This window comes from Ekhidna sp., from assembly GCF_965228795.1.
Taxonomy (GTDB): Bacteria; Bacteroidota; Bacteroidia; order Cytophagales; family Cyclobacteriaceae; genus Ekhidna.
This window is the reverse complement of record NZ_OZ245839.1, coordinates 1,013,256-1,039,015: the sequence shown is the minus strand read 5'-3', so window position 1 is coordinate 1,039,015 and position 25,760 is coordinate 1,013,256. Positions and strand designations below refer to the sequence as shown.

Annotated in this window: 25 protein-coding genes; 16 read left to right on the top strand and 9 right to left on the bottom strand. The window is 40.7% G+C overall.

Going from position 1 to position 25,760, the window contains the following annotated elements:
* A complete protein-coding gene (locus ACQK2H_RS04720; RefSeq protein ID WP_425390319.1) occupies window positions 1–1,647 on the bottom strand; it encodes an amidohydrolase family protein in 1,647 nt (548 codons plus the stop codon).
* 54 nt (window positions 1,648–1,701) lie between these two features.
* Here ACQK2H_RS04720 and ACQK2H_RS04715 point away from each other — a divergent pair, with 54 nt between their 5' ends.
* Window positions 1,702–2,259, top strand: coding sequence for a thioredoxin family protein (locus ACQK2H_RS04715; RefSeq protein WP_425390318.1), 558 nt, complete (start codon window positions 1,702–1,704; stop codon window positions 2,257–2,259).
* On the opposite strand, the gene ACQK2H_RS04710 is transcribed toward ACQK2H_RS04715, so the two are convergent.
* Together ACQK2H_RS04710 and ACQK2H_RS04705 are read right to left on the bottom strand one after the other, a co-directional pair.
* Entirely contained in the window at window positions 2,256–3,224 is a 969-nt protein-coding gene (locus ACQK2H_RS04710; protein ID WP_425390317.1) for an NAD(P)H-dependent flavin oxidoreductase, read from the bottom strand. The two genes, ACQK2H_RS04715 and ACQK2H_RS04710, sit on opposite strands and share 4 nt — an antisense overlap.
* A 78-nt stretch (window positions 3,225–3,302) precedes the next feature.
* On the bottom strand, window positions 3,303–3,755 hold the full coding sequence (locus ACQK2H_RS04705) for a hypothetical protein (RefSeq protein ID WP_425390316.1): 453 nt from the start codon (window positions 3,753–3,755) through the stop codon (window positions 3,303–3,305).
* A 108-nt stretch (window positions 3,756–3,863) separates the two neighbouring features.
* Here ACQK2H_RS04705 and panB point away from each other — a divergent pair, with 108 nt between their 5' ends.
* The 4 genes from panB to ACQK2H_RS04685 all read left to right on the top strand — a co-directional run bounded on the left by panB (window position 3,864) and on the right by ACQK2H_RS04685 (window position 8,963).
* Window positions 3,864–4,679 carry a 3-methyl-2-oxobutanoate hydroxymethyltransferase gene (panB, locus tag ACQK2H_RS04700; RefSeq protein WP_425390315.1) on the top strand — a complete coding sequence of 272 codons (816 nt, stop codon included), beginning with the start codon at window positions 3,864–3,866 and terminating at the stop codon, window positions 4,677–4,679.
* A gap of 70 nt (window positions 4,680–4,749) precedes the next feature.
* Window positions 4,750–6,966 (top strand): NADP-dependent isocitrate dehydrogenase, encoded by a 2,217-nt coding sequence (locus ACQK2H_RS04695; protein WP_425390314.1) that lies wholly within the window; start codon window positions 4,750–4,752, stop codon window positions 6,964–6,966.
* 265 nt (window positions 6,967–7,231) lie between these two features.
* Entirely contained in the window at window positions 7,232–8,113 is an 882-nt protein-coding gene (locus tag ACQK2H_RS04690) for a hypothetical protein (RefSeq protein WP_425390313.1), read from the top strand.
* Window positions 8,100–8,963 (top strand): hypothetical protein, encoded by an 864-nt coding sequence (locus ACQK2H_RS04685; RefSeq protein WP_425390312.1) that lies wholly within the window; start codon window positions 8,100–8,102, stop codon window positions 8,961–8,963. The genes ACQK2H_RS04690 and ACQK2H_RS04685 overlap by 14 nt, the downstream gene beginning before the upstream one ends.
* Before the next feature lie 10 nt (window positions 8,964–8,973).
* Here the strand turns inward: ACQK2H_RS04685 and ACQK2H_RS04680 are convergent, their stop codons facing one another.
* A complete protein-coding gene (locus tag ACQK2H_RS04680) occupies window positions 8,974–9,375 on the bottom strand; it encodes a hypothetical protein (protein WP_425390311.1) in 402 nt (133 codons plus the stop codon).
* A 157-nt stretch (window positions 9,376–9,532) separates the two neighbouring features.
* Here ACQK2H_RS04680 and ACQK2H_RS04675 point away from each other — a divergent pair, with 157 nt between their 5' ends.
* From ACQK2H_RS04675 to ACQK2H_RS04645, 7 genes are all read left to right on the top strand, one after another.
* Window positions 9,533–10,396 carry a hypothetical protein gene (locus ACQK2H_RS04675; protein ID WP_425390310.1) on the top strand — a complete coding sequence of 288 codons (864 nt, stop codon included), beginning with the start codon at window positions 9,533–9,535 and terminating at the stop codon, window positions 10,394–10,396.
* Entirely contained in the window at window positions 10,383–11,255 is an 873-nt protein-coding gene (locus ACQK2H_RS04670) for a hypothetical protein (RefSeq protein WP_425390309.1), read from the top strand. The genes ACQK2H_RS04675 and ACQK2H_RS04670 overlap by 14 nt, the downstream gene beginning before the upstream one ends.
* Window positions 11,256–11,357: 102 nt before the next feature.
* Window positions 11,358–12,119: an SDR family oxidoreductase gene (locus ACQK2H_RS04665; RefSeq protein ID WP_425390308.1), complete on the top strand. Its 762-nt coding sequence runs from the start codon at window positions 11,358–11,360 to the stop codon at window positions 12,117–12,119.
* A 66-nt stretch (window positions 12,120–12,185) separates the two neighbouring features.
* A complete protein-coding gene (locus ACQK2H_RS04660) occupies window positions 12,186–13,352 on the top strand; it encodes an acyl-CoA dehydrogenase family protein (RefSeq protein ID WP_425390307.1) in 1,167 nt (388 codons plus the stop codon).
* A 2-nt stretch (window positions 13,353–13,354) separates the two neighbouring features.
* Entirely contained in the window at window positions 13,355–14,401 is a 1,047-nt protein-coding gene (locus ACQK2H_RS04655) for a phosphotransferase family protein (protein WP_425390306.1), read from the top strand.
* 2 nt (window positions 14,402–14,403) lie between these two features.
* Window positions 14,404–15,087, top strand: coding sequence for a histidine phosphatase family protein (locus ACQK2H_RS04650; protein ID WP_425390305.1), 684 nt, complete (start codon window positions 14,404–14,406; stop codon window positions 15,085–15,087).
* On the top strand, window positions 15,084–15,911 hold the full coding sequence (locus ACQK2H_RS04645) for an SDR family NAD(P)-dependent oxidoreductase (RefSeq protein ID WP_425390304.1): 828 nt from the start codon (window positions 15,084–15,086) through the stop codon (window positions 15,909–15,911). Before ACQK2H_RS04650 ends, ACQK2H_RS04645 begins: the two co-directional genes overlap by 4 nt.
* Window positions 15,912–15,916: 5 nt before the next feature.
* On the opposite strand, the gene ACQK2H_RS04640 is transcribed toward ACQK2H_RS04645, so the two are convergent.
* From ACQK2H_RS04640 to ACQK2H_RS04620, 5 genes are all read right to left on the bottom strand, one after another.
* Window positions 15,917–16,936 (bottom strand): DJ-1/PfpI family protein, encoded by a 1,020-nt coding sequence (locus ACQK2H_RS04640; RefSeq protein ID WP_425390303.1) that lies wholly within the window; start codon window positions 16,934–16,936, stop codon window positions 15,917–15,919.
* A 69-nt stretch (window positions 16,937–17,005) separates the two neighbouring features.
* Window positions 17,006–17,968: a GlxA family transcriptional regulator gene (locus tag ACQK2H_RS04635; protein ID WP_425390302.1), complete on the bottom strand. Its 963-nt coding sequence runs from the start codon at window positions 17,966–17,968 to the stop codon at window positions 17,006–17,008.
* Between the two features lie 65 nt (window positions 17,969–18,033).
* Window positions 18,034–19,161 (bottom strand): P1 family peptidase, encoded by a 1,128-nt coding sequence (locus ACQK2H_RS04630; RefSeq protein ID WP_425390301.1) that lies wholly within the window; start codon window positions 19,159–19,161, stop codon window positions 18,034–18,036.
* A 118-nt stretch (window positions 19,162–19,279) separates the two neighbouring features.
* Window positions 19,280–20,068: an SDR family NAD(P)-dependent oxidoreductase gene (locus ACQK2H_RS04625; RefSeq protein WP_425390300.1), complete on the bottom strand. Its 789-nt coding sequence runs from the start codon at window positions 20,066–20,068 to the stop codon at window positions 19,280–19,282.
* 48 nt (window positions 20,069–20,116) lie between these two features.
* Window positions 20,117–20,638, bottom strand: coding sequence for a TetR/AcrR family transcriptional regulator (locus ACQK2H_RS04620; RefSeq protein ID WP_425390299.1), 522 nt, complete (start codon window positions 20,636–20,638; stop codon window positions 20,117–20,119).
* Between the two features lie 143 nt (window positions 20,639–20,781).
* On the opposite strand from ACQK2H_RS04620, the gene ACQK2H_RS04615 reads away from it, so the two are divergent.
* The 4 genes from ACQK2H_RS04615 to ACQK2H_RS04600 all read left to right on the top strand — a co-directional run bounded on the left by ACQK2H_RS04615 (window position 20,782) and on the right by ACQK2H_RS04600 (window position 25,756).
* Window positions 20,782–22,473 (top strand): DEAD/DEAH box helicase, encoded by a 1,692-nt coding sequence (locus ACQK2H_RS04615; RefSeq protein WP_425390298.1) that lies wholly within the window; start codon window positions 20,782–20,784, stop codon window positions 22,471–22,473.
* Between the two features lie 200 nt (window positions 22,474–22,673).
* A complete protein-coding gene (locus ACQK2H_RS04610; protein WP_425390297.1) occupies window positions 22,674–22,892 on the top strand; it encodes a cold-shock protein in 219 nt (72 codons plus the stop codon).
* 57 nt (window positions 22,893–22,949) lie between these two features.
* Window positions 22,950–24,083, top strand: a complete 1,134-nt coding sequence (locus tag ACQK2H_RS04605; protein ID WP_425390296.1) for an MBL fold metallo-hydrolase — start codon at window positions 22,950–22,952, stop codon at window positions 24,081–24,083.
* A 38-nt stretch (window positions 24,084–24,121) separates the two neighbouring features.
* Window positions 24,122–25,756, top strand: coding sequence for a hypothetical protein (locus tag ACQK2H_RS04600; protein WP_425390295.1), 1,635 nt, complete (start codon window positions 24,122–24,124; stop codon window positions 25,754–25,756).
* Window positions 25,757–25,760: the final 4 nt, after the last annotated feature.

Below are 25,760 nucleotides of genomic sequence, written 5' to 3'. Positions count from 1 at the left end.
TTATTCTTTCCAGTTTGGATATCCCGGTTGTTTTATTTCCTCTCCATTTTTGGCTTCTTCCACCATCTCTCGAACATCTTTCAGTAACTCTTTGGCGTCATAAACAACGCCATCTTTGATTGTGTACTTTACTCCACCAACTCTTGTGATCTCATTATCCTCGGTTAATTTGATCGCACCTGTGCCATAAAGCACCTTGAGGTTAGCCAGAGGATTCTCTTCAACGATTACAAGATCTGCCAGTTTTCCTTTTTCAATGGTTCCAATTTCCTTTTCCATTCCCAGCGCTTGAGCCCCCAACAATGTAGCAGATCGAACAACTTCAATTGGATGGAACCCAGCTTCTCGTAAAAGCTCTAATTCGCGGATGTACGCAAATCCATATAATTGGAAAATGAAGCCCGAATCAGATCCGGTCGTAACCCTTCCTCCCCTGTTCTTGTACTCATTCACAAACGTCATCCAAAGTTTGTAATTTTCTTTCCAGGCTACCTCTTCCTCAGTTCCCCAGAAATGCCAGTAAGACCCATGAGAAACCATGCTAGGCTGATAAAATTTCCAAAGCGAAGGGAGCGTATAGTCTTTATGCCAGTCAGCATTTCGTGACCTCATCAAATCCCTGCTGGCTTCATAAATATTGAACGTAGGATCCAATGTGAAATCCAGTTCAAGAAGTCGGTTCATTACAGCGTTCCATTTTTCAGAATATGGCTCTGCCGCTTGCTTCCAAAGCTTACCCGCCTCTCCAAATCGATCCTGTTCATTTTGATAATTGTAATCCAAAGGGTAATCCTGAACGACACGATCGTCAAACAATGCCTCAGGAAGGCCATACCAGTGCTCCATAGTAGTCAATCCTGCTTCTGCAGAATTTAACACATTCCACCAACCTACATTTAACTGAGCATGGTGACATGCTGATCGTAATCCAAGTCGTTTATTCTCTTTTAATGCTGCAGCCATCACTTCCGGGGAAGCTCCAAAAAATTTGATGCCGTCAGCTCCCCGGCGATAATTTGCCTGAACCCAGGAAATCGCTTCTTCTGCATTGGTGATTGGGCCTTTTAGTACTTCGTTTCCTACTGACCGCTCACCGGGTAAGTTTCTTACCACTTTTACATCCTCCAAGTTTTGTCCAAAAGACGTATAAGCAAGAATACGTGGTGCTACAATTTCATTTCTGGCACTTCTGTCTTTGTGACTTAGTACCCATTCCAATCCATTTCCGGCAGAGGGATCACGGATTGTCGTTATACCATGAGCAAGCCAAAGTTTGAATACATACTCTGCAGGAGTGCCCTGACTGGTACCTCCAATATGTCCGTGCATGTCCACAAATCCCGGAAGCACATACATGCCCTCCGCATCTATTTCCATCCCGTTTCCTTCAAGTTTAGGCCTCCGTTCCGGATTTATTTCCACTCCGGGGTAACCTACCACCTGAACTTTCGTAATCTTATTTTTTTCAATAACGATATCTACTGGTCCAATGGGTGGAGCACCATTGCCATTAATAACAGTAACGCCACGAATAATTGTCATATCAAATGGTCCATCTCCGGTTGTACGTGAAGGAGCAGGTGTTATTTGAGCAATTGTGAAGTGAATTACCAAAGAAGTAATAAGGATGGCTAGAAATTTTTTCATATATCGTGTTGTATTAAATTATAGCTTAGATTTAAAAATAATCAAATAACTAGTATGGCGGCAGTAGAATCCAATATGATGCCCCTCGGCACAGTAGCGCCGGATTTTAATTTAACTGATGTAATGTCCGGAAAAACCTTTTCCCTGGAAGATGTGAGAAAGGAATACGGAGTTGTGGTGATGTTTATATGTGCGCATTGCCCTTACGTAAAAAATATTGAAGAAGAAATCGCAGTTGTAGCCAGACAGTATATGGATTTAAAGGTCGGTTTTGTTGCGATTTGCTCTAACGATCCTACTGATTACCCTGAGGATGCACCTGATGGACTAAGAGCCCAGGCGGAAGAGTTTGAATTTGATTTCCCGTACCTGGTTGATGAAACTCAAGAAGTTGCAAAAGCTTATCAAGCTGCGTGTACACCTGACTTTTTCTTGTTCGATGAAGATCTCAAGTGTATTTATCGTGGCAGATTTGATGCCAGCACTCCCGGAAACCCTGAGCCTGTAACCGGCGATGATCTGGTCAACGCATTAGAAGCACACCTCGAGGATGAACCTGTAATTGAAGATCAAAAACCGAGTATTGGGTGCAGCATTAAATGGAAGAATTAATACTTTTCTAGTAACGCAGACTGCTCCGTTAAAGCTTCTTTAAATTCAACCTTTAGTCTTTTAACTAATTCATAAACTGAGAGTGAATCGTCAATTTTGGTAACTCCCTGTCCGGCTGACCAGATGGTTTTCCATGCTTTGGCTTCATCATTCGTAGAAAGCTCTTCTCCAAAATCGACTTTTACACTTTGGTTCCACATGTCTTCTGTGATTCCCATCACTTCAAGGCTTTGTCGAAGAAAGTTGGCATGAACACCTGAAATGGCTGCCGTGTAAACAATGTCACTAGCGCCTGCATCAATAATCATTTGCCTGTACTCCTCAGGCGCATTGCTTTCTTTGGTATTGATAAACCGTGTTCCCATATATGCCAAATCCGCTCCCATTTGCATGGCGGAAGCAACATCTCTTCCATTGGATATACACCCTGAAAGTAAAATAGTCTTATCAAAGAACTTTCTTACTTCCCCTATAAACGGCATAGGGTTCAATGTCCCCGCATGACCCCCTGCTCCTGCACATACTAAAATCAATCCATCAACTCCCGCTTCTGCGGCCTTTTCTGCATGTCTTTTCTTGATGACGTCATGAAAAACTAATCCACCATAACTGTGAACAGCATCCACCAATTCCGAAACTGCTCCCAGCGAGGTGATAACCAAAGGCACCTTATGTTTTACGACAATTGCCAAGTCAGCCTCAAGTCTGGGGTTAGTTTTATGGACAATAAGATTAACCCCAAATGGTGCGGCTTTCTTTCCTGTTTCTTTCTCCCACTTATTGAGCTCTTCTTTTATTTCAACCAACCACTCCTCGAATCCTTCAGTTGATCGATTGTTAAGTGCCGGAAATGTACCAACAATCCCGTTTTTACAGCACTCAATAACCAGTTTAGGTCCTGAGATAAGAAACATAGGAGCTGCAACTACAGGTAAGTGTATTTCAGGAATGAATGAAGCTTTCATTAGTTGGATTTAAATGATTAGTAAGTCGAAAAATATTGAAATCGCAATTTAGCCAGTTCATTCAAATATATGCCCCTACTACTCACACTCTCCCAGTACCTCGTATTGTTCTCTTAATTCCTTTATGAATGACTTTACTGAACCGGGCTCTTTCCCATATTCATAGGTCACTTTCTTTGATCCATTCACAGTGGTAATTTCAATCCACTCAGCGCCTCCATCTGCACAGTTGGGGCAGCCAATGGTTTCTTCTAATGCTAAAAATTCCGTCAGGTCGATTTTTGATGTGACCAAATTGAATCCATCATAGGATGCAGTACAGCTCTTTTCTGTTAGATCATCATCCAGTCGTGGTATGACTGTTTTAGAAATTTCTCCCTTGGTTAGGCTCAGGATTTGGGTACAATAGCCAGCACACATTCCGAAGCTTGTTCCAAACTCAATTTTTGTAACCTCTGAACTTTGTACTTGTTCCTGACAGTTAGTTATTAGGGCAGCCAAAAACACAAAAAGCACTGAAAGTAATTTCATCTTCAACTAATTTAAGACTCTCCAATTTATATCAAATAAAATGCCACACCCAAACCTTCATTTTATAGTCCATTAGTGATTTAGTAAATTGCGCATCCATTTTACGCCATGAGTATACAAGGAAAAATAAAAATCGTAACCACCCACCAACTTCAAGAAATGAAGGCCAAGGGTGAAAAAATATCCATGTTGACAGCCTATGACTACTCTATGGCGAAGATCATTGATCAGTCAGGAGTAGATGTCATTTTGGTGGGTGATAGCGCCTCCAATGTGATGGCCGGAAACGAGACCACTCTCCCAATTACGCTCGATCACATGATCTGGCATGCTACCTCGGTAGTGAAAGCTGTGAAAAGGGCTTTAGTAGTAGTAGACGTGCCTTTTGGTAGCTATCAGGGCAGTTCATCTGAGGCTTTGCGTTCGTGTATACGAATCATGAAAGAATCTGGTGGACATGCCGTAAAAATGGAGGGTGGTGTTGAAATCAAGGAGAGTATTTCAAGAGTACTTTCTGCAGGCATTCCGGTTATGGGCCATCTTGGATTGACCCCTCAGTCCATTTACAAATTCGGAACGTATACGGTTCGAGCCAAAGAAGACGCTGAAGCCAAAAAACTCATTGAGGATGCGAAAATTCTGGAAGAGCTTGGTTGTTTTGCGATTGTTTTGGAAAAAATACCGTCAAAACTTGCTAAAAAAGTTTCAGAATCAATTACCATCCCAACCATTGGTATCGGTGCAGGCCCTGACACTGATGGCCAGGTACTGGTAGTGCATGATATGCTCGGCATCACCCAAGATTTTAAACCACGTTTTCTTCGTCAATATGCAGATCTGAATAAGGTCATGAGTGAGGCGTTTGAAAACTATGTTTCAGACATTAAATCCCAAAAATTCCCCAACGAAAAAGAGAGTTACTAACAGCCTATGGCTGATGAACTCAAGAAAAATTGAATTAAAAAGTTATAAACTAAAACGATACTGATTTACAATGTCTAAAATCATTTACACACACACCGACGAAGCACCGGCTTTAGCAACCAAATCTCTACTACCTATTGTACAGGCATATGCCGGTAAAGCCGGCGTGGAAATTGAGACCAGGGATATATCGTTGGCAGGAAGAATCATCGCAGTTTTTCCGGAGTTTCTTTCAGAGGATCAGCGTATTGGAGATGCTCTTTCGGAACTAGGGGAAATCGCTAAAACACCAGAGGCCAACATCATCAAACTGCCCAACATCAGTGCCTCTATTCCTCAATTAATGGCAGCTATCAAAGAGCTACAATCACAAGGGTATGCTTTACCGGACTATCCTGTAGAGCCAAAAGATGATCGTGAAAGAGACATTAAAAGTCGATACGATAGGGTAAAAGGAAGTGCTGTTAATCCTGTATTAAGAGAAGGCAACTCAGATCGCCGGGCACCAAAAGCTGTAAAGAATTTTGCCAGAAAATTCCCGCACTCTATGGGAGAATGGAGCGCCGATTCTAAATCTCATGTGGCGAGCATGGATGAAGGTGATTTTTACGGAAGCGAAAAATCCACCACAGTACCGAATGAAACGCACGTTAAGATCAAATTTCATGGTCAGGATGGTGAAACAGAGGATTTGAAAAACAGCTTCCCCATTCAGGCCGGTGAAGTGATTGATACTTCCGTGATGAATATGTTTAAACTGAAGTCTTTCATTGAAAAAGAAATCGATGATGCCAAGGAGAAAAATATTCTTTTCTCTCTACACATGAAGGCGACCATGATGAAGGTTTCCGACCCAATCATCTTTGGCGCTGCTGTAGAAGTGTATTACAAAGACGTTTTTGAGAAGCATGCAGATCTTTTCAAGGAACTTGGTGTGGATGCTACTAGCGGTATTGGAGATGTTTACAACAAAATCCAGTCACTCGATGAAGCGAAAAGAAAAGAAATTGAAGCTGATATTGAAAAGGTTTATGAGACCCGGCCAGCATTGGCAATGGTAAATTCCGACAAAGGAATCACCAATCTGCATGTACCGAGCGATGTGATCATTGACGCATCTATGCCTGCAATGATCCGAACATCAGGTCAAATGTGGAACAAAGACAACAAAACTCAGGATGCGAAGGCGGTTATACCGGATCGTTCCTATTCCGGAGTTTACCAAGCGGTAATCGATGACTGCAAAAAGAATGGAGCGTACGATCCTACTACGATGGGAAGTGTGCCAAATGTAGGGCTGATGGCTCAAAAAGCAGAAGAGTATGGCTCACATGACAAAACATTCCAGTTTGATAAGCCTGGTAAAGTGAACGTGGTGGATGCCGATGGAAATGTATTGCTGGAGCAGGAAGTACATACCGGAGACATCTTCAGAATGTGTCAGGTTAAAGATGCCCCAATTCAGGATTGGGTGAAGCTTGCAGTAAATCGTGCAAAAGCAACCGGATCACCTGCCGTTTTCTGGTTGGACAAAAACAGGGCACATGATACAGAATTGATCAAAAAAGTGGAAACCTATTTGAAGGATCATGATACTTCCGGTCTGGAAATCCACATCATGTCACCGGTGGAGGCTACTAAATTTTCGGTGGACAGAATCAGAAAGGGACAAGACACTATCTCAGTAACAGGTAATGTGCTGAGAGACTATTTAACTGATCTTTTCCCAATTCTAGAGGTAGGAACAAGCGCAAAAATGCTTTCCATTGTTCCGCTAATGAATGGTGGTGGATTATTTGAAACCGGGGCTGGAGGCTCAGCTCCAAAGCATGTTCAGCAGTTTGTAGAAGAGGGGCACCTCAGATGGGATTCACTTGGCGAATTTTTAGCCCTGGCTGTATCGCTTGATCATCTTGGAGAAAAGTATGGCAACAAACGAGCAAAAGTTTTGGGGGAAACATTGGACAATGCCACATCCAAATTGCTTGAAGAGAATAAATCTCCTTCCAGAAAGGTAAATGAGATTGATAACAGAGGCAGTCATTTTTACCTGGCATTGTACTGGGCGGAAATGCTTGCCAATCAAGATGAGGATGCAGAATTAAAATCTGCATTTGAAGATGTTTACCGACAATTGGCAGCTAATGAAGATAAAATCAACAAAGAGCTCATTGATGCTCAAGGTGATCCTGTTGATATTGGTGGGTACTATCAACCTAATGAAGCAAAGGCTACATCTGCAATGCGAGCAAGTCAGAGCCTTAACCAAATCATCGATAGCATTTAATTAATAATGTCATTGAAATTCTTAAAGCTCACCTAAAGTGTGAGCTTTTTTTCTGAGAGCTTAGTCGTCCCACCGCTCAAAGTGGTTGGGCGGCTTTTATAGCTGTTGTGATTTTCTGATCATGACGTTTTATTATTTGGCATTCAGTTTTATCCATCTAAAAATGCAGGCGAATTACCGAAAAAGTCTCCTGATTTATTCAAACAAAAGATAATTTGTTATCCTTGTTTTTGTTTGTCACTAACTGATTTAACCAAAAGAGACCTTGAATAAGGAGCATAGAACTTCCTTTGAATATAATGTATTAGCCGTGGCGTGTGGCTTAGGGCTTCTGCGTGCAGTTATCGAGGTGATCATGGATTTGACTCAGGATAAACTCGGTCCGGACTTTTATCTTGACGTGTGCTTGCTGATACTTTTTATGTATGGATGCTACATTGGCATAACTAAACGTATTCACTCATACTTACTCCTGTATTCTTTCTATGTCCCATTTATAGGCATGATGCTTTGGATGTTTTATGACGGGGAGGGACTCAGACACTCTACGGAGATCAACATCTATGCAAGTATTATTATCATATCCCTTACCGTCGGTTTTAGATGGTCTGTAATACTCAATTCTTTATTCATCATAAGCGTTTTGGGAGTACTGGTGATTTTGGAGAATCAATTCCATTTTCTTGATAGTTTTAGTGTAGCTAATGGCAAACCTTTAAATTTTGTTTTTTCATCACTGGGAATGATTGCATTTATTCTGTATGCGAAAAATGAATTTGTCAGAAGAAAAAGAAGACTTGCTAAAGGTATAAATGCACTTCATCAAAAAAACAGCGAGATAACAGACAAGAATAATTCCCTCATCAAGCAAAAAGAGGATTTAGAACAATTGACAAACCAGTTAGACGAAAAAGTCAGGAGTGGAAATCAATTGCTTAGAAATCATAAGGATCAAGTAGAGCAGTATCTATCCCTTTCAATCACCGAATTATATGAAACTTTTGAAAATACCATTCACTGCATCGAAGAACTAAAAGAGGATGAAGATGAAATTGTTCAGATGATTATTCAATCAGGAGATAATCTAAAAAAGGAAATGTCTAACCTAAGCAACAAGATTGAGGAGGGTGTAAATGAATTTGCTTAGAAGACAGATTGCGGCAAAAAGCCTGGAACATCAGTTATTTTTAATCACACTGATTGTTGCCGTACCGTATTTTATTATGAATATCATTTTTGATCTTCTCAATGAGGCATATGGTGTTCCTCTGATCATTGATGTGGTCTTTTTGGCTATTTGCTTGGTGATGCTGCAGTTACAACGAAGTGCAAAAAACAGAAACATCCTTATTAATATTTTCTGTGTGCTGATATTGTTTGGATTTGTTTTCTTCTGGGTGTCATCTGGTGGAATCAATGGTGCAGGTCCTTACGTTTTCCCAATTATTCTGGTATTAATCCTACTGATAACCTCGAAGAAAACCAGCTATATATTCGCCGGTGGCCTGGTTGGTTTAGTATTTGTGCTTTCTTCCGACCTAATCCCGGTTAATGAGGAAATAACCTATTCCGGATTAGTCTTTGATTTTTTCATCAATCTGATTCTAGTAGTCGTTCTTATGGCCACCTTTAAACGAGCACTTGACAAAGAACAAACAGCACTAAAACGACAAAATAAAGTAATCACCAGCCTCAATAGAAAACTTAGTCGGAAAGCAGCTGAAATAGAATTATACAATCGCGACATTACTGCCATAAAAAATAACCTTGAGAAAGTGGCCGCTCGGCACACTGAAAATTTGCAGCGAGAGAATCAACGAATCATTGAATACTCATTTATAAATGCACATCTTGTCCGTGCTCCACTTACTAACATCATGGGGCTTGTTGATCATGTCGACGGCAATGCAAATACCGAAAAAATTGAAGAGTTAAAGGCAAATGCGAATAACCTAGACAGAGTAATTCGGAAGCTGGCCAACATCCTAAAACGATAATACCTGTGGATTATTTGTTCTTTTTACCAATTGAAAAGCTGGTTTGAGAATCAATTAGATTCCCATTTATATCAAAAATGTATGTCGTTTGGATTTTCTGTCTTCCCATTTGCAGGGTATTCGAAAAAGAAGTCCCTAAAAGCATATCATTCATTCTTGAAAGATCCGCCATGGGATAGCCATTTAGATTGTATTGATGAGGTGTCAAAATACTAAAATCCGAAATATCTATTTCCTGTGTTATCAAAGATTGATCGGGAAGATTAATCTGCAACGGCAGATACTCCCTCGTACTAAATCGATCCATCTTAAAATTCAATGGCTGATCATCAAAAGACTGGAGGGTTTTGAATTTGACCTGAGCGTGTATTCCACCTGCCAGCAATATGAATATAATTGTTAGATACTTCATTTGAGATGCCTTTCCTTTCTAAACGTACGTTTAGTTCATCTTGTTTAAGTGTTTTTATTCCACATTATTTTGATCAGCCAAATTGACGCATTAATCGATATTGATTGAAATCGATCAGGGGTTTATCTAAATTATCCTGGAATACTTCCCTAACTCTTTGAAAGAATCACCCAAATACCCTTTTGAGCAAAATGTATTGCTGCTTGCCTGCTCTTTAGGATTGCTAAGATCCATACTTGCAGTGATTGGAGATTTCATGGAACCGAGCCCTAGTGCTGATTTAATCACAGACATTCTTTTCACTTTGGTTTTTATATATGGACTGTTGGCAACTAAGTATAAGCTAAGCTTCAGGTGGATCTTAATGCTGTTTTATATCCCATTGACAGGACTTTTCATATACACCTTTCATCAGGCCAATGGACTTCAGGAAGGAATAGAGAATAACACCTTTGTGGGTTTAATATTCATCAATTTCACGCTCAGAGGTAAACTACCTGTTTATTTCTCTGCTCTGCTAATAGGTGGGGTGTTAGTAAGCCTTTTTATAATAATGAAAACCAATCCTGTATTCATTAATAATCACACCAATGACTTGAATTTTATTTTCTCCTCTTTCGGTATCATCGGAATTACTTTTTATGCTAAACATGTATTTACCAAACGAAGGAACACACTGAAAAGGAATCAAAAAGAGCTTGAAAACAAATCAACGCTACTTCAAAAAAACCAGGATAACCTTATTCAGCAAAAGAAAGCCCTGGAAGAGCTGGCGCTTATTTTAGACGATAAAGTGACCAAAAAGACCAAAGCACTTAATAATCAGAAAGCAAAAAGAGAAAAGTTCCTCTCTCTTATGTCAAATGACCTTATAAAAAGTGTAGATGAATCAATGAATTTGGTGGAAACACTCAAGAGTAAAACTAAAAATCAGCCTTTAATAGACATGCTTGTTAAGTCAGGTAATAGTCTTAAGGTCCAGATTGAAAACCTAAACAAGAAGGTGGATGGGGTTCGTTGAGAAATTCAAAATATGGGCGCTTAGTGAAGATGTTGAGGACAGGCTTTTTATTACTGCCCTTTTGTTTGGAATTCCATACTTTGGATCGAGCATCATTTTTGACCTTATCTATCAATTTGAAACTAATTACATTCTTCTAGATTCTGTCCTTCTGGGAATATGTCTCACATTTTATTTTTTATGCAGATTCAAAAGTATTAGGCCAATAATTATTAATATTTTTTGTGCGTTACTAATTGGGGGTTTTATTTATTTCTGGTCAACTGCTGAGGGCATTAAAGGCGGTGCTGCCTATTCTTTTCCTGTATTATCAGCATTAATTATTCTTCTCACCAAAGGTGCAGCCAGGTACATTTATTCAATTGCTCTTGTGCTTCTTCTATTCATCATTACTTCTGATATTTTTCCGGTAACAGGAGTTGCCCGCTTCGAGTCGCTCTTTTTTGAGTATCATTTAAACCTATTTATTCTCACGTTTTTATTGCTGTTTTTCAAAGTAGCTCTGGACAATGAAAAGCATGATCTAGAAGTTCAGAATCAGCAGAACAATGAGCTTAATAAAGCCCTTTCGATTAAGACTGCAGAACTTCAGGATTATAATAAAGAGATCGAATTGATCCATCAAAATCTCGAGAAATTGGTTAATCAACGAACTGAAAAACTGAGAATCGAAAATGAACGTGATCTGGAATATTCATTTATAAATGCTCATTTAGTAAGAGCTCCTATCGCTAATATGATGGCGATCGTCGAGTTAATAGAAGACAAGGATCAGCAGATCATAGACTTGAGTCAAAAGATAACAGAGTTAGATTCTACCGTCAGAAAAATTGGTGAAGTCTTATCGAAAGATCGGTGAATAATCGGATATCACGATCTATCCTTTCTAATTAATCTGACCATCTGTATGCTTTTAAGCGGATTAGAATTATTTTGAAAGTCATTCTAAAAATGACTTGAATTGAAACGAAAAAACATATTGATAACGGGTGCCAGCTCCGGTCTTGGCAAAGGCATGGCAAAGGAGTTTGCGAAACAAGGATGCAACCTGGCCTTGTGTGCACGAAGAGTCGAAAACCTGGAGGCGTTGAAAAAAGAACTTCATGAAATCAATCCCGATTGCAAAGTCTATTTAAGATCACTGGATGTCACCAATGCCCAGCAAGTATTTGATGTCTTTAAAGGTTTTAATCAGGATTTTCATGATGCTGGAGAACAACTGGATCGGGTGATTGTGAATGCAGGAATGGGGAAGGGAGCATCACTGGGAAAAGGACACGCTGAAGCCAATATGCAAACCGCAGTGACCAATTTTTGCGGAGCAATCAGCCAAATGGAAGCGGCTATGGAGATTTTCAGAGAGCAAAACCATGGGCATCTGGTAGCTATTTCATCCATGTCAGCTTTCAGGGGTTATCCTTTTGCAATGACCGTTTATGCAGCAACGAAGGCAGGACTTAAAAGTCTGGCAGAAGGTGTCCGAATTGATGTATTAAAAAAACCCATAAAAGTATCGTCCATTTTTCCCGGTTACATCGAGTCTGAAATGACAGATAATATTGGCAAGAAACCTCCATTTATAATCAGTCTCGATAAAGGATCAAAGCTTCTTGTAAAAGCAATCAACAAAGAAAAAGCGAACGCCTATGTCCCGTTTTGGCCATGGTTTTTCTTTAAGCTTTTAATGCCATTCATGACTTCAAAAATGCTTCGAAAGTTTTAGCCACACAATATGGATTTTCAACCCTCACAACGATCCCAAGAATATCTTGAAAAACTCAAATCTTTTATGAAAGAGTATGTATTTCCTTTCGAAAGGGAATACATTGAATACCATAAGGAACACAATGTCGATGGTAATTGGCAAAAATGGACCGAACACCCAAAGCTTGAAGACCTAAAAACCAAGGCGAAGGAAGCGGGACTCTGGAATTTGTTTTTACCAGACCCAGAGTTAGGTCAGGGTCTGAGTGTACTGGAATACGCTCCCCTTGCGGAGGAGATGGGGCGAGTGTACAACTCTGCTGAGATATTTAATTGCAATGCCCCAGATACCGGAAATATGGAAGTGCTCTATCATTTTGGAAGTGACGAGCAAAAAGCGCAATGGCTCAAACCATTGCTGGAAGGTAAGATAAAATCCGTCTTCTGCATGACCGAGCCGGATGTAGCCTCCTCGGATGCCACCAATATTGAGACATCTATCGAACCAGAAGGAGAGGACATTATTATCAATGGGAAAAAGTGGTGGTCTACAGGGCTGGGACACCCCGATGCGAAAGTGGCTATTGTGATGGGGAAGACGAAAGGGTCTGAGAACAAGCACCAACAACACAGCATGGTGTTGGTACCGCTGGCTACCCACGGTGTAGAAATCAAGCGCATGCTAACCACATTTGGCGCATACGATCCGCCGGCTGGTCATGGGGAGGTGCATTTCAAAAATGTACGGGTACCCAAGGAAAATCTCATCCAGGATTTTGGTGCAGGTTTTGCGATTGCTCAGGGCAGGTTAGGACCCGGAAGAATTCATCACTGCATGCGGTGCATTGGTGCTGCAGAACGAGCTCTGGAGCTTGCAATTATTCGGAGTGGCACCCGACAAGCGTTTGGTAAGTTGCTGGCCCAATTAGGTGGTAACTCCGAACGATTTGCAAAAGCCCGCATCGACATTGATCAGGCCAGGTTACTTACACACTATGCTGCCTGGAAAATAGACCAGGTGGGAGTTAAGGAAAGCATGACCGAAATTTCTGCGATCAAGGTGGTAGCGCCAAATGTATTGCAGGAAGTGACAGACATGGCTATGCAGATTCATGGAGGAGCCGGCCTTTCAGATGATTTCCCATTGACCAGTTTTTTCATTCAGGCTCGCGCACTTCGGCTGGCAGATGGTCCCGACGAAGTACACCAACGAATGATTTCTCGGTTAGAGTTTAAAAAATATCTTTCATAGTCATGGAGAAAGATCAACGCCCAGGCGAAGAACTGGACATGAATCGACTTCTTCCATGGATCAATGAGCATGTGCAGGGTTTGGAGGGAGGTCCGAATGTTACTCAATTCTCCGGAGGAGCTTCTAACTGGACGTATAGACTACAATTTGACAACAGGGACATCATTTTGCGAAGAGCTCCTCTAGGAAAGAAGGCGGCAGGAGCGCATAATATGCCAAGGGAATATCATCTTCAAAAGAAATTGAAACCGCATTACACCTATGTCCCTGAGATGATCGCTGTTTGCGAAAATGATGACGTATTGGGATCCACTTTTTATTTGATGGAACGGCTGGTGGGCATGATTCCCAGAAAAAGTCTACCTCGAGAGGTGGGTTGGAGTCCTGATATAGTGAAAAAGCTTTGTCTGTCTTTTTGGGATAAAATGATTGAGCTACATCAGGTAGATTATGAGAAACATGGCCTGGATGACCTGGGCAAGGGTGAAGGATACGTAGAACGACAAGTCACAGGATGGAATAAACGATATGCAGATGCAAAAACCTGGAATGTTCCCTCCGGGGAAAAAGTCATGAAGTGGCTGGAGCAAAACATGCCAACAGAGGAGCGTTTGTGTATCATTCACAATGACTTTCGCTTAGATAATGTGGTGCTTGATCCAAACGATCCTGCAAACATTGTTGGAGTGTTAGATTGGGAGTTAGCAGCTATTGGAGATCCACTAATGGATCTTGGAAGCAGCCTGGCTTATTGGGTGCATGATGATGATAACTTTTTTATCAAATCGATGAGACGCCAACCAAGCAACACACAGGGAATGATGAAAAGACAGGAGGTGATCGATTATTATGCTGAAAAGTCCGGCTTACAAATTGATGATTTTCGTTTCTATCGGGTGTATGGGCTCTTTAGACTTGCAGGCATTGCTCAGCAGATATATTATCGGTACTCCAAGGGATTTACAAAAAATGAGGCATTTAAGAATTTCTGGATGATTTCTATCTATCTGATCAAGACCTGTGAAAACGTAATCAAGAAAAAGCGATAGCTATGGGAGTGATCTACCTAATTCGTCATGGTCAGGCCGGTTTTCTAAAAGAAGATTATGACCAGCTTTCAGATCTTGGAGCAAAACAAACTCAACTTCTGGGAAATGCACTAAAGGAACGAAATCAAACCGTATCGAAAATCAAAAGTGGTTCTTTGGTCAGACATAGAAAATCAGCAGATCTCTGTTTGGTAAGCTGCGGGAAACAATTATCATTTACTGTAGATGATCGCTGGAACGAATACGACCACATGGAATTGCTGGTCAAGCACAATCCCCGTTTTACAGATTACAATGCAATTGGTGATCATTTGAAACAACAAGAAAATCCCATGCGATCCTTGCAGCAGATACTTAATAATTCCATTGCTGACTGGATCAAAGGCGAGAAGGAATATGCTCTGGAATGGCAATTATTCAAAGAGAATAGCTGGAATGCACTGAAAGAATTAGCTGATCAATTGAAGAGCGGTGAAAACGCCTGGGTATTTACTTCTGGTGGACCTATTTCAGTGATTTTGATTCAACTCTTATCTCTGCAAGACGAACAATTTGTCGAATTGCAGGGAAGGCTAGTAAATAGCAGTGTAACCAAAATACTCGTTGGAAGGAATGGACTTTCATTAAGCACCTACAACGATTACAGCCACTTGGAACATGATCGAAACTTGATTACTTATCGATGACCTCTTTGAAAAAACTGAACAATAAGTATCCAAACAAAACAGCATTCATTACCGGTGCAGCATCCGGACTAGGTGCGGCATTTGCACGATTATTGGCTGAAAATGGATGGTCTCTCCATTTATCTGACATTAACATCGCTTCGCTTGAAGAACTGAAAATCAAATTGAAGGGAGCTAAAGACGTGTTCACCTATGAGCTTGACGTAAGCGATAAATTATCCTACGAACGAACCGTAGAAGCGATCAGGAAAAATACCTCTCAAATAGATTTAGTTATCAATAATGCCGGTATCGGGGATGGAGAATTCTTTCAGAATTATAAATCGGATTTATGGGAGCGCATGATTCGGATCAACCTTATGGGTGTGTATTATGGTTGTCATTATTTCGTCCCCTGGATGATCGAACAGTCTAATGGAACGGTCATTAATATTGGAAGTGCTGCAGGCTTTATGAATGCCCCGGGCATGTCGGCATATAATGCCTCTAAAGCAGCCGTCTATTCACTTTCCGAAACGCTCTATCACGAATTAAAACCCAGAGGCATCCACGTAAGTGTGGTTACACCCACCTTTTTCAAGACCAATATCATGAGTCAGGCACAAGGCTCTCAGGCATTTGTGCACTTTGCGGAAAAACAAATGCACCACTCTACAACCAATGCAGAAGAAATGGCGCAAATTGTTTTGGAACATGCTGCAAACGGTAAATTCCACATCATTCATCCCAAGGAAGCAAGGAGAGCTTATTTTTTCAAAAAATGGTTCCCTTCATTGGTTTCCCGAAAATTTGAAAAAATGCTGGAGAAGTTCCTAAAGCGTTGAAATTGTCATTTCAACTTCCTGAACAGTTTGCCATCAGGCTCCAGACGGTATCCGGTTAAAATTCCTCCCTCTCTTTCGAAATAAATGGGCTCTCCATCTGCATCTGAAAAAAGATCATTGGTTTCTTGAAAAATCGGATAATAAATATCTTCGATTAAAACCTTCAGATCTCCCTCACTGAATTCAAATTTTATTTTAGCTCCATCCTTAAATTCATATAATCCCGTGTATTCACTTAGGTTTATACCTGAAGTTTTATAAGGATTATCTTCAGAAAGAATTAAGCCATCACCCGGCACCCAATTATCATATTCCATGTAATAGGCTGTGCGCTTGGCTGCATTTAATCCCTGTAGCTTAGCAACTAAATGTAACGCACCATCAATTCCTGCTGAAATTCCAGCCGTAGTGATCACATTGCCATTATCCACAAACCTGGCGTCCCTTCTTACATCGACCTTTGGGTAATTATTTTCAAGTCCATCAAGTGCATTATGAAAAGTAGTGGCGGTTTTCCCATCCAGGATACCCGCTTCTGCCAAAACAAATGCACCGGTACAAACGGAAAAATGATATTGAATGTCCTCCTGTTTCTTTATCCAATTAATCACAGATTCATCAGCATAAGCAGATCGTGCATTACCTCCAAAAAAGGCAAGTATATCTGCCTCAGGAGCATCGTTTATGCTGTAATCCGGCGTGACTGTAAGAATTCCTTGTGATTTTATGGGATCCTTATCTTTCGAAACCGTAAACACTTTGTATCCGGCATAGGAGAATACTTCCATTGGCCCGGCAAAATCCAACACTTCTACACCATCTTGTAAGTAGAATGCGATCGTTTTGGATTGATCTTTTCGAATTAAAAGCATATTACAATGTGAACAAACACCGGGTTTATCATGAACTGCTTCATCGCAATGACTTCCGCATGGCGGGCAAATGTATTGTTGAGATACCTGTACCTGAGCAGATAGCTGAAGAATGGCTAGAAGAATAAATACGTTTAAAATTGTCCTTTTCATAGTCTCTTTTGAGTTTTTTTCAAAGCTATGAAGCTTCCGTAGGAAGCAAAAGGACAATCAAGCGCAGAATCAGGACAAAGTGGAGGGAAGGATGTCTGAGTGTTTCTTAAGTAAGCTTCTCAATTGATTGCTACTTAGGCCACACAAATTACTGACGGCATCTACTTTCTGACCATTGGCCAAAAGCTGCATCGCTCGTTCTATTCGAAGTTTATCATGATATTCACCAATAGTGATTCCGGTGGTTTTTTTGAACAATCGGGTAAGGTTTCTTGGACTCATATGAACAAGGACAGCAAGGTCATCAATTTTCTGTTTGTCACTTAAGTGCTGAGCCAGATGGTCCTGAACTTTATGAATCCGATTTTCAATATGGTTTCTATACTGCAGAAATACGCTTAACTGCGGATCATCCTCAGTTCTCCTTAGGAAAACCACAATCTCCTTGGCAATCTTAGTTGCAAAAAAGGGTCCATAAAGCTCTTCAATGATATATAGTGCTAAATCAATCCCGGATGAAATTCCTGCACTAGAGTAAATGCTACCATCCTTTACAAATAGTCGATCTTTATGAAGCTTTGACTTAGGAAATCGTTTCCTAAAATCATCCGTGTACTTCCAATGGGTGGTGCATTCCATGTCGTCCATCACTCCGGCAAACGCCAAAAGATAAGCGCCTGTACAAACAGAGCAGATTTTGGCACCATTATTTCTCTGAATCTGCAGCCATTCAAAAAATGGATTCATAGATTTCTGAAATTCCTCATCAAATATCAGACGAGCATCCAATCCCGGAATAAAGATGAAGTCATTTTGATTGAGTTGATGATTTGAATAAGGTTTCAGATTATTTAGCCCAATGCCAGCACTTGACTTGATCGAATGATCGTTATTGATGGAAATAAAAACGGATTCAATATCAGCGCCATATTCAGTCGCCTCATAAAACACATGAATCGGTCCGCTTACATCCAGCAAATGAACTTCAGGAGGTACGATAAAGAACACTCGATAGCCTTGGTCGTTCTGCATTTATCAAAGCTATCGAACAATACATCTCATGACAACTTTGATGACTAACTTATCCTACTCCATTTTTAGTCGGCAAGACGTCCATATTTTTTTAAAATATCAATCACTTCCTCTTTTGGAAGAGCAAATGTTTGATTTCCATCTCTATCAGTCATGGACTCAGCGGCAAATAATGAATTTAGGATAGCCTCCTCTGTGGCTTCTATTGTTGCGATAAAAAGAGGAGTCATATCATCATTTCTTACATATGTATGGGTATGCGTTTCTTTATCAGTTTGGTAAGGAACAAGGTTATCCTTATGATTTGAAAGAGCAATCACATAATCTCCACTTCCATTGGACATTATACCCCCGGTCTTCCCTATCCCCAGCACAGCCCGTTTAGCCATCCGTTTTAAATTTCTATCTGAAACAGGCGCATCTGTAATCACCACAATCATGCACGATCCATCGGACGATTCAATAGCATTTTTATAGGGGAATCGACCTAACTCTTTTCCAACCGGAGCGCCGGCAATTTCAAGGATGCCTCCAAAATTGGTTTGAACAAGTACTCCAACTGAATACCCACCTAATGACTCAGGTAATTTCCTCGATGAGGTGCCTATACCTCCTTTGTATCCAAAACACCGAGTACCTGTACCGGCTCCTACATTTCCTTCTTCTACCGGCCCGGAAGCAGCTGAGTTTAATGCGTCAATGACGTCTGATTCTTTTACATGTTTACCCTGAATATCATTTAGATAACCGTCATTTGTTTCTCCAACAACCGCATTCACAGAACGCACCTTTTTATTCTCAGGCTGATTCAGAGTATATGTAATAAGGGCGTTGATGCCCGTTGCAACGCTCAACGTATTCGTAAGTACGATTGGAGTTTCTATGGTACCGAGCTCTTCTACCTGACTGATTCCTGCCAGTTTTCCAAATCCATTTCCTATATAAATAGCACCCGGACACTTCCTCTGAAAGACATTACCCGAATGAGGAATAATTGCAGTAACTCCCGTTCGAATCGAATCACCTTTAATCAGTGTAGTATGACCTACCTTGACTCCAGGCACATCCGTAATAGCATTTTCTTTCCCTGTCTTGAAAATTCCTATTTCAATTCCGTAATCTCTAAGCCTTTGTGCATTTAAAGAAGTGGTGAAGATTCCTAGTGCAATAATGGAAAATAGTATTTTCATCATGTGGGTACGATTCAATGGATTCCGAAATTATTACTTAAATAAAATCAAAACACTCACTAAATAGAAAAGTGACCTAACGCTTTCCTCCTTTCACCACTATGAAGCTTTATCAATCAGTTCATGATTTCACTTCCTGCATATCCCTTACCTGACTCATTACTATTTTCTTAGGAGTGATTGGAAGAAACGACATCATGATTTTTTGCGCAATTTTCAATCCGGAGATTTTATCCATTTTTCCCTGAATCATGGCATTATATCCATCCTCCGCTACACTCCTGGCACTGACCGTGTCTTTGAAGAGATCCGTTTTGTCCATGCCGGAAACTTTACCGAAATCAGTATCTGTCGCTCCGGGCATTAAATTGGTAACAGTGATATTTGTGTCCTTTAACTCTTCGGTTAGCGCATTGCTAAACGATGAAACAAACGCTTTAGTGGCAAAATAAACGGCCTGCAGAGGACCCGGCATCAAGCTGGCTGTCGATGAAACATTGAGTATCCGACCTTCATTCTTTGCAACAAAATCATTTAAAAAATGATGGGTTAGTGAAACAAGAGCTGAAATGTTCAGATTGATCATATTGATATCATCCTCGATGTTTCGTTCATGAAACTTTCCTACCCCTCCAAACCCGGCATTATTAATCAGATAATCCACTTCAATCCCCTGCTTTTTCACTTCATCATAAAGCTCTTTAGCGGCTCCAGGGTTGGCTAGATCTTTTACTAGCACATGAACAGTGATACCATGTTTACTTTCTAATGATTCTTTGAGCTCTTTCAGTTTACCCTCGCTTCGGGCTACAATGATCAGATCACCACCCTTTTCAGCGTGGATGTGTGAAAGTTCTTTTCCAATACCGGAAGAAGCTCCGGTTATTAAGGCTGTTTTTTTATTGTTCATAATTTTAATATTTAAAGTGAGTAATCACTTATTTTTAATATAAATGTTTTAAAGGTGGTATTTGTTTAAAATGCTTTGCTTGATTGCGCCGATTTGTTCAGGTTTTCGAAGCAATACGGCTACTGCAAGTCCATCAATTAAAATCAGGATTGATTCAGCCTCGGCAGCAGGATTTGAGTAATTCAGTTTTTCAAATGCAGGTACCAAAACCTGCTTGATTGGAATAGACATGGTGTCATCATAGACATTTGCTTGCCATTTCAATGCATACAATAGCTTCCAAAAGGCCTTTTGATCTTCCTCTATACTGAATGGTAATTCTATAATCCTTCGGATAACCTCTTTAGGGTCATTTACAGATTCGAGAGACCGAAACATGTGACTCACTTTTTCCTGACCCTGTGAAAGAATTGCCTGCAATAGACCTTCCTTGTTTTTGAAGTGCCTGAAAATCAATCCTTCCGAAACACCAGCTTCCTTAGCCACTTTGCTAGTGGATGTGGATGCATAGCCTTGCTCTGCAAATAACCGAAGCGCCGATGATACTATTTTTTCTTGCTTTTCTGTCATAAAGTGAGTAATCACTTACAAATATATCACTATTGATCTAAATTGGCTGCCACTCCAACGAATAAAATTTTAATTATCTCTGTTTCAACAGCTTTGTGCAGAATAAAAGCTACCTTCGCGCCTCATTTAATAATAATACGTTCTTGAATACTTTTGAAACTCTTGGGCTTTCGCCCAAAACATTACAAGCCCTTGATCTTCTGGGGTTTACAACCCCTACCCCTGTTCAAACACAGGCTATTCCTTTACTTCTAGAAAACGATCCGTGTGATTTTATAGGCCTGGCTCAAACCGGAACAGGTAAAACTGCAGCTTTTGGTCTACCGCTTATCGAATTGATTGACTCAGACAATCCTACAACGCAAGCCCTGATCATGGCTCCAACCAGAGAACTTGGTCAGCAGACAGCCAAGCAATTGGTTGACTTCTCAAAAGGGCACAAAGAACTCAATGTGGAAGTTGTTTATGGTGGCGCGGCTATCACTAACCAAATCAAAGCACTAAGAAAACCTACCCAAATCGTCGTTGCAACTCCTGGCCGTTTACTTGATTTGATCAAAAGAAAAGCGATCAAGTTGAATAACATCAGCTATGTTGTGCTTGATGAGGCTGATGAAATGCTGAATATGGGCTTTAAAGAAGCCATCGATGAAATCTTAACCCATACTCCTGATACAAAATCAACCTGGTTGTTCTCGGCAACTATGCCACCTGAAATCAGGAAGATCATCAATAAATACATGGTGCAGCCCAAAGAGGTCACCATAAATCGTGAAGAAAAAAGTAACAAAGACATCACTCACCAGTATGTCATCACCAAGTCTGCCAACAAAGTAGCTGCACTCCGTAGGTTTCTGGACATTCAGCCGGACATGCGAGGAGTCATGTTTTGTCGTACAAGACGTGAAACACAACAAATAGCAGACGAATTAAATGATCTAGGATATAGCTCAGAGCCCCTTCATGGTGAATTGTCCCAGCAGCAGCGTGATGCTGCTATGAAGCGATTTAAGTCCAGATCCATGCAGCTGCTTATAGCAACAGATGTTGCAGCACGTGGTATTGACGTGAATGATCTGACACATGTGATCCATCATACGTTACCAGATCAATTAGAGAGTTATACCCACCGAAGTGGTCGTACCGGTAGAGCAGGGAAGAAAGGTGTTTCACTCGCATTTATAAATCCAAGAGAGGGCAAAAAAATTCAGGCGCTTGAGCGAAAGATTAATGTCAAATTTGAGCAAATAGAAGTGCCAGATTCAGGTTCTATTCAGCAAGGAAGACTAGCTAACTGGTCTGACTCAATCAAAAATGCTGACATTGATCCTAAAAGCGAAAAACTTTACGAAAGCATTAAGCATGAATTTGATGGTTTGTCCAAGGACGACATTCTGAAAAAACTCATTTCATCACAATTAGAAACACTTGTAATGAATGGGGAAGAGTCTGACTTGAATGAATCGATCGGCGGATCCCCAGAAAGAAGAGATCGTTCTAAGTTCAATCGGTATTTTATTAACCTGGGAAGCGTAGATGGCATGAATAAAGGCGAGATCGTCTCTTTTGTGTCAGAGATAGGCCAGGTGGATAAGAAATTCCTCGGCTCGGTAGAGCTCAAGCAAAATCACTCATATTTTGAGCTTGATAAACGATACGATAAAGGAGTAGTAACTAGGTTCAAAAGTGTAACTTTTAATGGTCGTGATATTCGGATGAACCGTGATAACGACAGTCCAGGAAAGGATAAGAAGAGTAAGAAGAAGGTCAGATCAGATCGGAATTCAGCACGAAAGGACTTCCGCAGGGGAGGAAAAAAAAGAAGCAGAAGATAATATCTGCCTAATTAATCATGGCCAGACTAATTGATTAGGTCATGATCATAAATAAGGTATTGAATGGTATTACAGGATCATGTTTTTGGTCTGTCAGCATTTAAGTACCTTTAAGTTTTAAGCATGTCAATTGGATCTTGTGTCAGATGGAAAAATGGTATGAGCCTCAATTTGGCATCAAAACCATTTAAACATACTATATGGGAAGATCTCAAAACAGTTTTATCAAAAATCAGAAAGTGAAAAAGCGCATGCAAAAGCGCAAAGAAAAAGAGGAGAAGAAAAAGGAGCGTCAGGAAAACAATAATAAAGGTGGAGATTTGGATGATATGATCGCCTATGTTGATGAATTCGGCAACATAGTGGATGAAAAGCCAGAGGAGCCTAAGCCTGACGATAAAAAGAAAAAGGAATCTTAATGCTGAACTAGGATGTCTCTCAACATCCTTTTATTTAGTAAGCGTGATTACGATTTAATGAAAATACTCAAACGAGTCATGCTTGCATTCATCTTCATAATCCTTCTAGTTGCTGGAGCAGTATATGTTTATTTTAAAACTGCTCCACAAATAGGTGGAAACCTTCAAGGGGACCGACTCGAAAGAGCTAAAAAAGCCGCTAACTTCCAAGACGGCATCTTTCAAAATACGGTAGAAACAAAAATGAGCATGTCTTTTACAGACCTGCGAAAGACGCTTGCCCATTATCTATTTGCAGATAAATCAGACAAGTACCCAAAAAGTACGATTGAAACCATACCCTTTGACAAGAGTGCTTTTAGCAATGCGAATGACTCTTCCATTCATTTAACGTGGTTTGGTCATTCCACCATTCTCCTCAAAGTGGATGGAGTGACATTGTTAATCGATCCTGTGCTGGAAGGGGAAAGAGCTTCAATGTTCAGCTTCATGGGGCCCAAAAGGTTTCCATATACTGAATACCCGAGTATAGAAGACCTTCCCAAAATCGATGCGGTAATGATCTCCCACGACCATTACGATCACCTCGATTATGCTACTATAAAGTTGCTTAAGGAAAAAGTAAATCAATTCTACCTCCCGCTCGGAGTAGGTGCCCATTTTGAATCATGGGGGGTTCCAAAAGAAAATATTGTCGAAGTGGAATGGTGGCAGGAGACTTCTATCCAGGGATTAAAACTAGCATTCACCCCAACCCGCCACTTTTCGGGACGAGGATTTGGAGATCGATTCAAAACCCTGTGGGGATCATGGGTGATCTTGGGCAAAGAAAAAAGCATTTACTTCAGTGGTGATAGCGGATACTTTCCGGGATTTAAAGAAATCGGCGAGAAGTATGGACCATTTGATTTGACCTTTATGGAATGTGGTGCATACAATGAAGCATGGAGCGAAATTCACATGTTTCCTGAGCAAACGGCTCAAGCGCACCTTGATTTAAAAGGCAAACTCCTCATGCCCATCCATTGGGGAAAGTTTGATTTAGCATTACATCCTTGGAAGGAATCAGTAAATCGCCTGGCTAGAAGCGCCGAAGAAGCAGATATACCCCTTTTCACACCAGAGATTGGACAATTAATTTCTTTAACAGATTCAGACGAAACCGAACCCTGGTGGAAGAAAGTTGATTGAAGAAGCTTATATTTATCGGATACCTAACAGTGATTCCGATGAAAATCTTTCAAATACTCTTCATATTGATTGTTACGCTTAGTGCGTGCACTCCGTCTGCAGAAAATCCAGATCCACTTTTAGTTGAAAAAATGGAGGCATCTTATGATGACCTGGTCAGCTTATTCGTGGAGTGGAGAGATTTTGAAAATCCACCTCCATACAATGGAGCACCGGACTACCGTAAAGAAATGTTTGATTCCAGGCATTCCGAATTTCTTCAACTCCAAAAGCGGTTACTCGCCATGGATACTTCCGGCTGGTCTACTCCTGAAAAGGTTGACTGGACTATTGTCTGGGCTGAAATGAATGGTTATGACTTCAATTATCGCATTCTTAAACCGTGGGAACGTGATCCTGCTTTCTATAAATCCCTTTGGATGTACAGAAGTGATGTTCCTGCTCACGAGGGCCCGACTCATCATGCTACCACCGAAATCTGGCAATATGAATTTCCATTAGATATTCCTGCAAGAGACCAATTACTTGAAGACCTCAAAGTAATCCCTGCCATCAATCAACAGGCTAAATCCAATCTTACCGGAAATGCTCGAGACCTCTGGATCGCCGGAATACGCACCATAGAGTTTCAGAGTGAAAACCTAACGATGATCAAAGGTTGGGATGGAATTAAGGAAGATCAAGAATTGATTACAGCTATTGATGAAGCTAAAGCATCCACAGACGAATTAATTGGCTGGCTAAAAGATCAGGTTGAGTTCAAAACAGGGCCATCCGGTATTGGAAAGGAAAATTATACCTGGTATTTACAAAATGTACATCTGGTTCCGCTAACATGGGATGATGAGGTGATGATTCTTAAGCGCGAACTGGCCCGAGCATGGTCTGCTCTTAAGTTGGAGGAACACCGAAACAGAAAGCTGCCTCAGCTTCAGCCGGTTGATTCGCCGGAAGCCTATGACGCGTTAGCTGATCGGGCTGCAAAAAGTTTGATTGAATTTCTGGATAAAGATTCCATAGTGACAGTTAAAGAATATTTCGATCCGGCTTTAAGGGAACATCTTGGAGGATTTGTGCCGGAAGAAACCCGAAATTTTTTCTGGATCACTGCACACCATGATCCACGACCACTCTACTCTCATTTTTATCACTGGTTTGAACTGGCACGCATGGATACTGAGCCCCACGAAAGTCCGATCAGAAGAGCCCCATTACTTTACAATATCTTCGATAGTCGTAATGAGGGAACTGCTACTGCAGTAGAAGAAATGTTCATGGATGCCGGTCTTTATGATGACGATCCGAGAGTTCGTGAGATCGTTTACATAATGATCGCTCAGCGAGCAGCAAGAGGTCTTGGATCACTATATGCTCATGCCAATGAAATGACGATGGAGGAAGCAGGAAAGATTCATTCAGAATACACTCCAAGAGGCTGGATGAAAACAGAAAAAGAACTCCTCATCTTTGAACAACACTTGTATCTAAGGCAGCCGGGGTATGGAACCAGTTACATTACTGGGAAATACCTTTTGGAAGATGCGATGATGGCCTACGCACTGAGTCTCGAGAAACAAAAAAAGCCTTTCAGGTTGAAAGGCTTCTTTGATACGTTGAATAGCATTGGAAATATTCCAATCTCCTTAGCTAAGCAAGAAATGATTCAAGAATAATGAA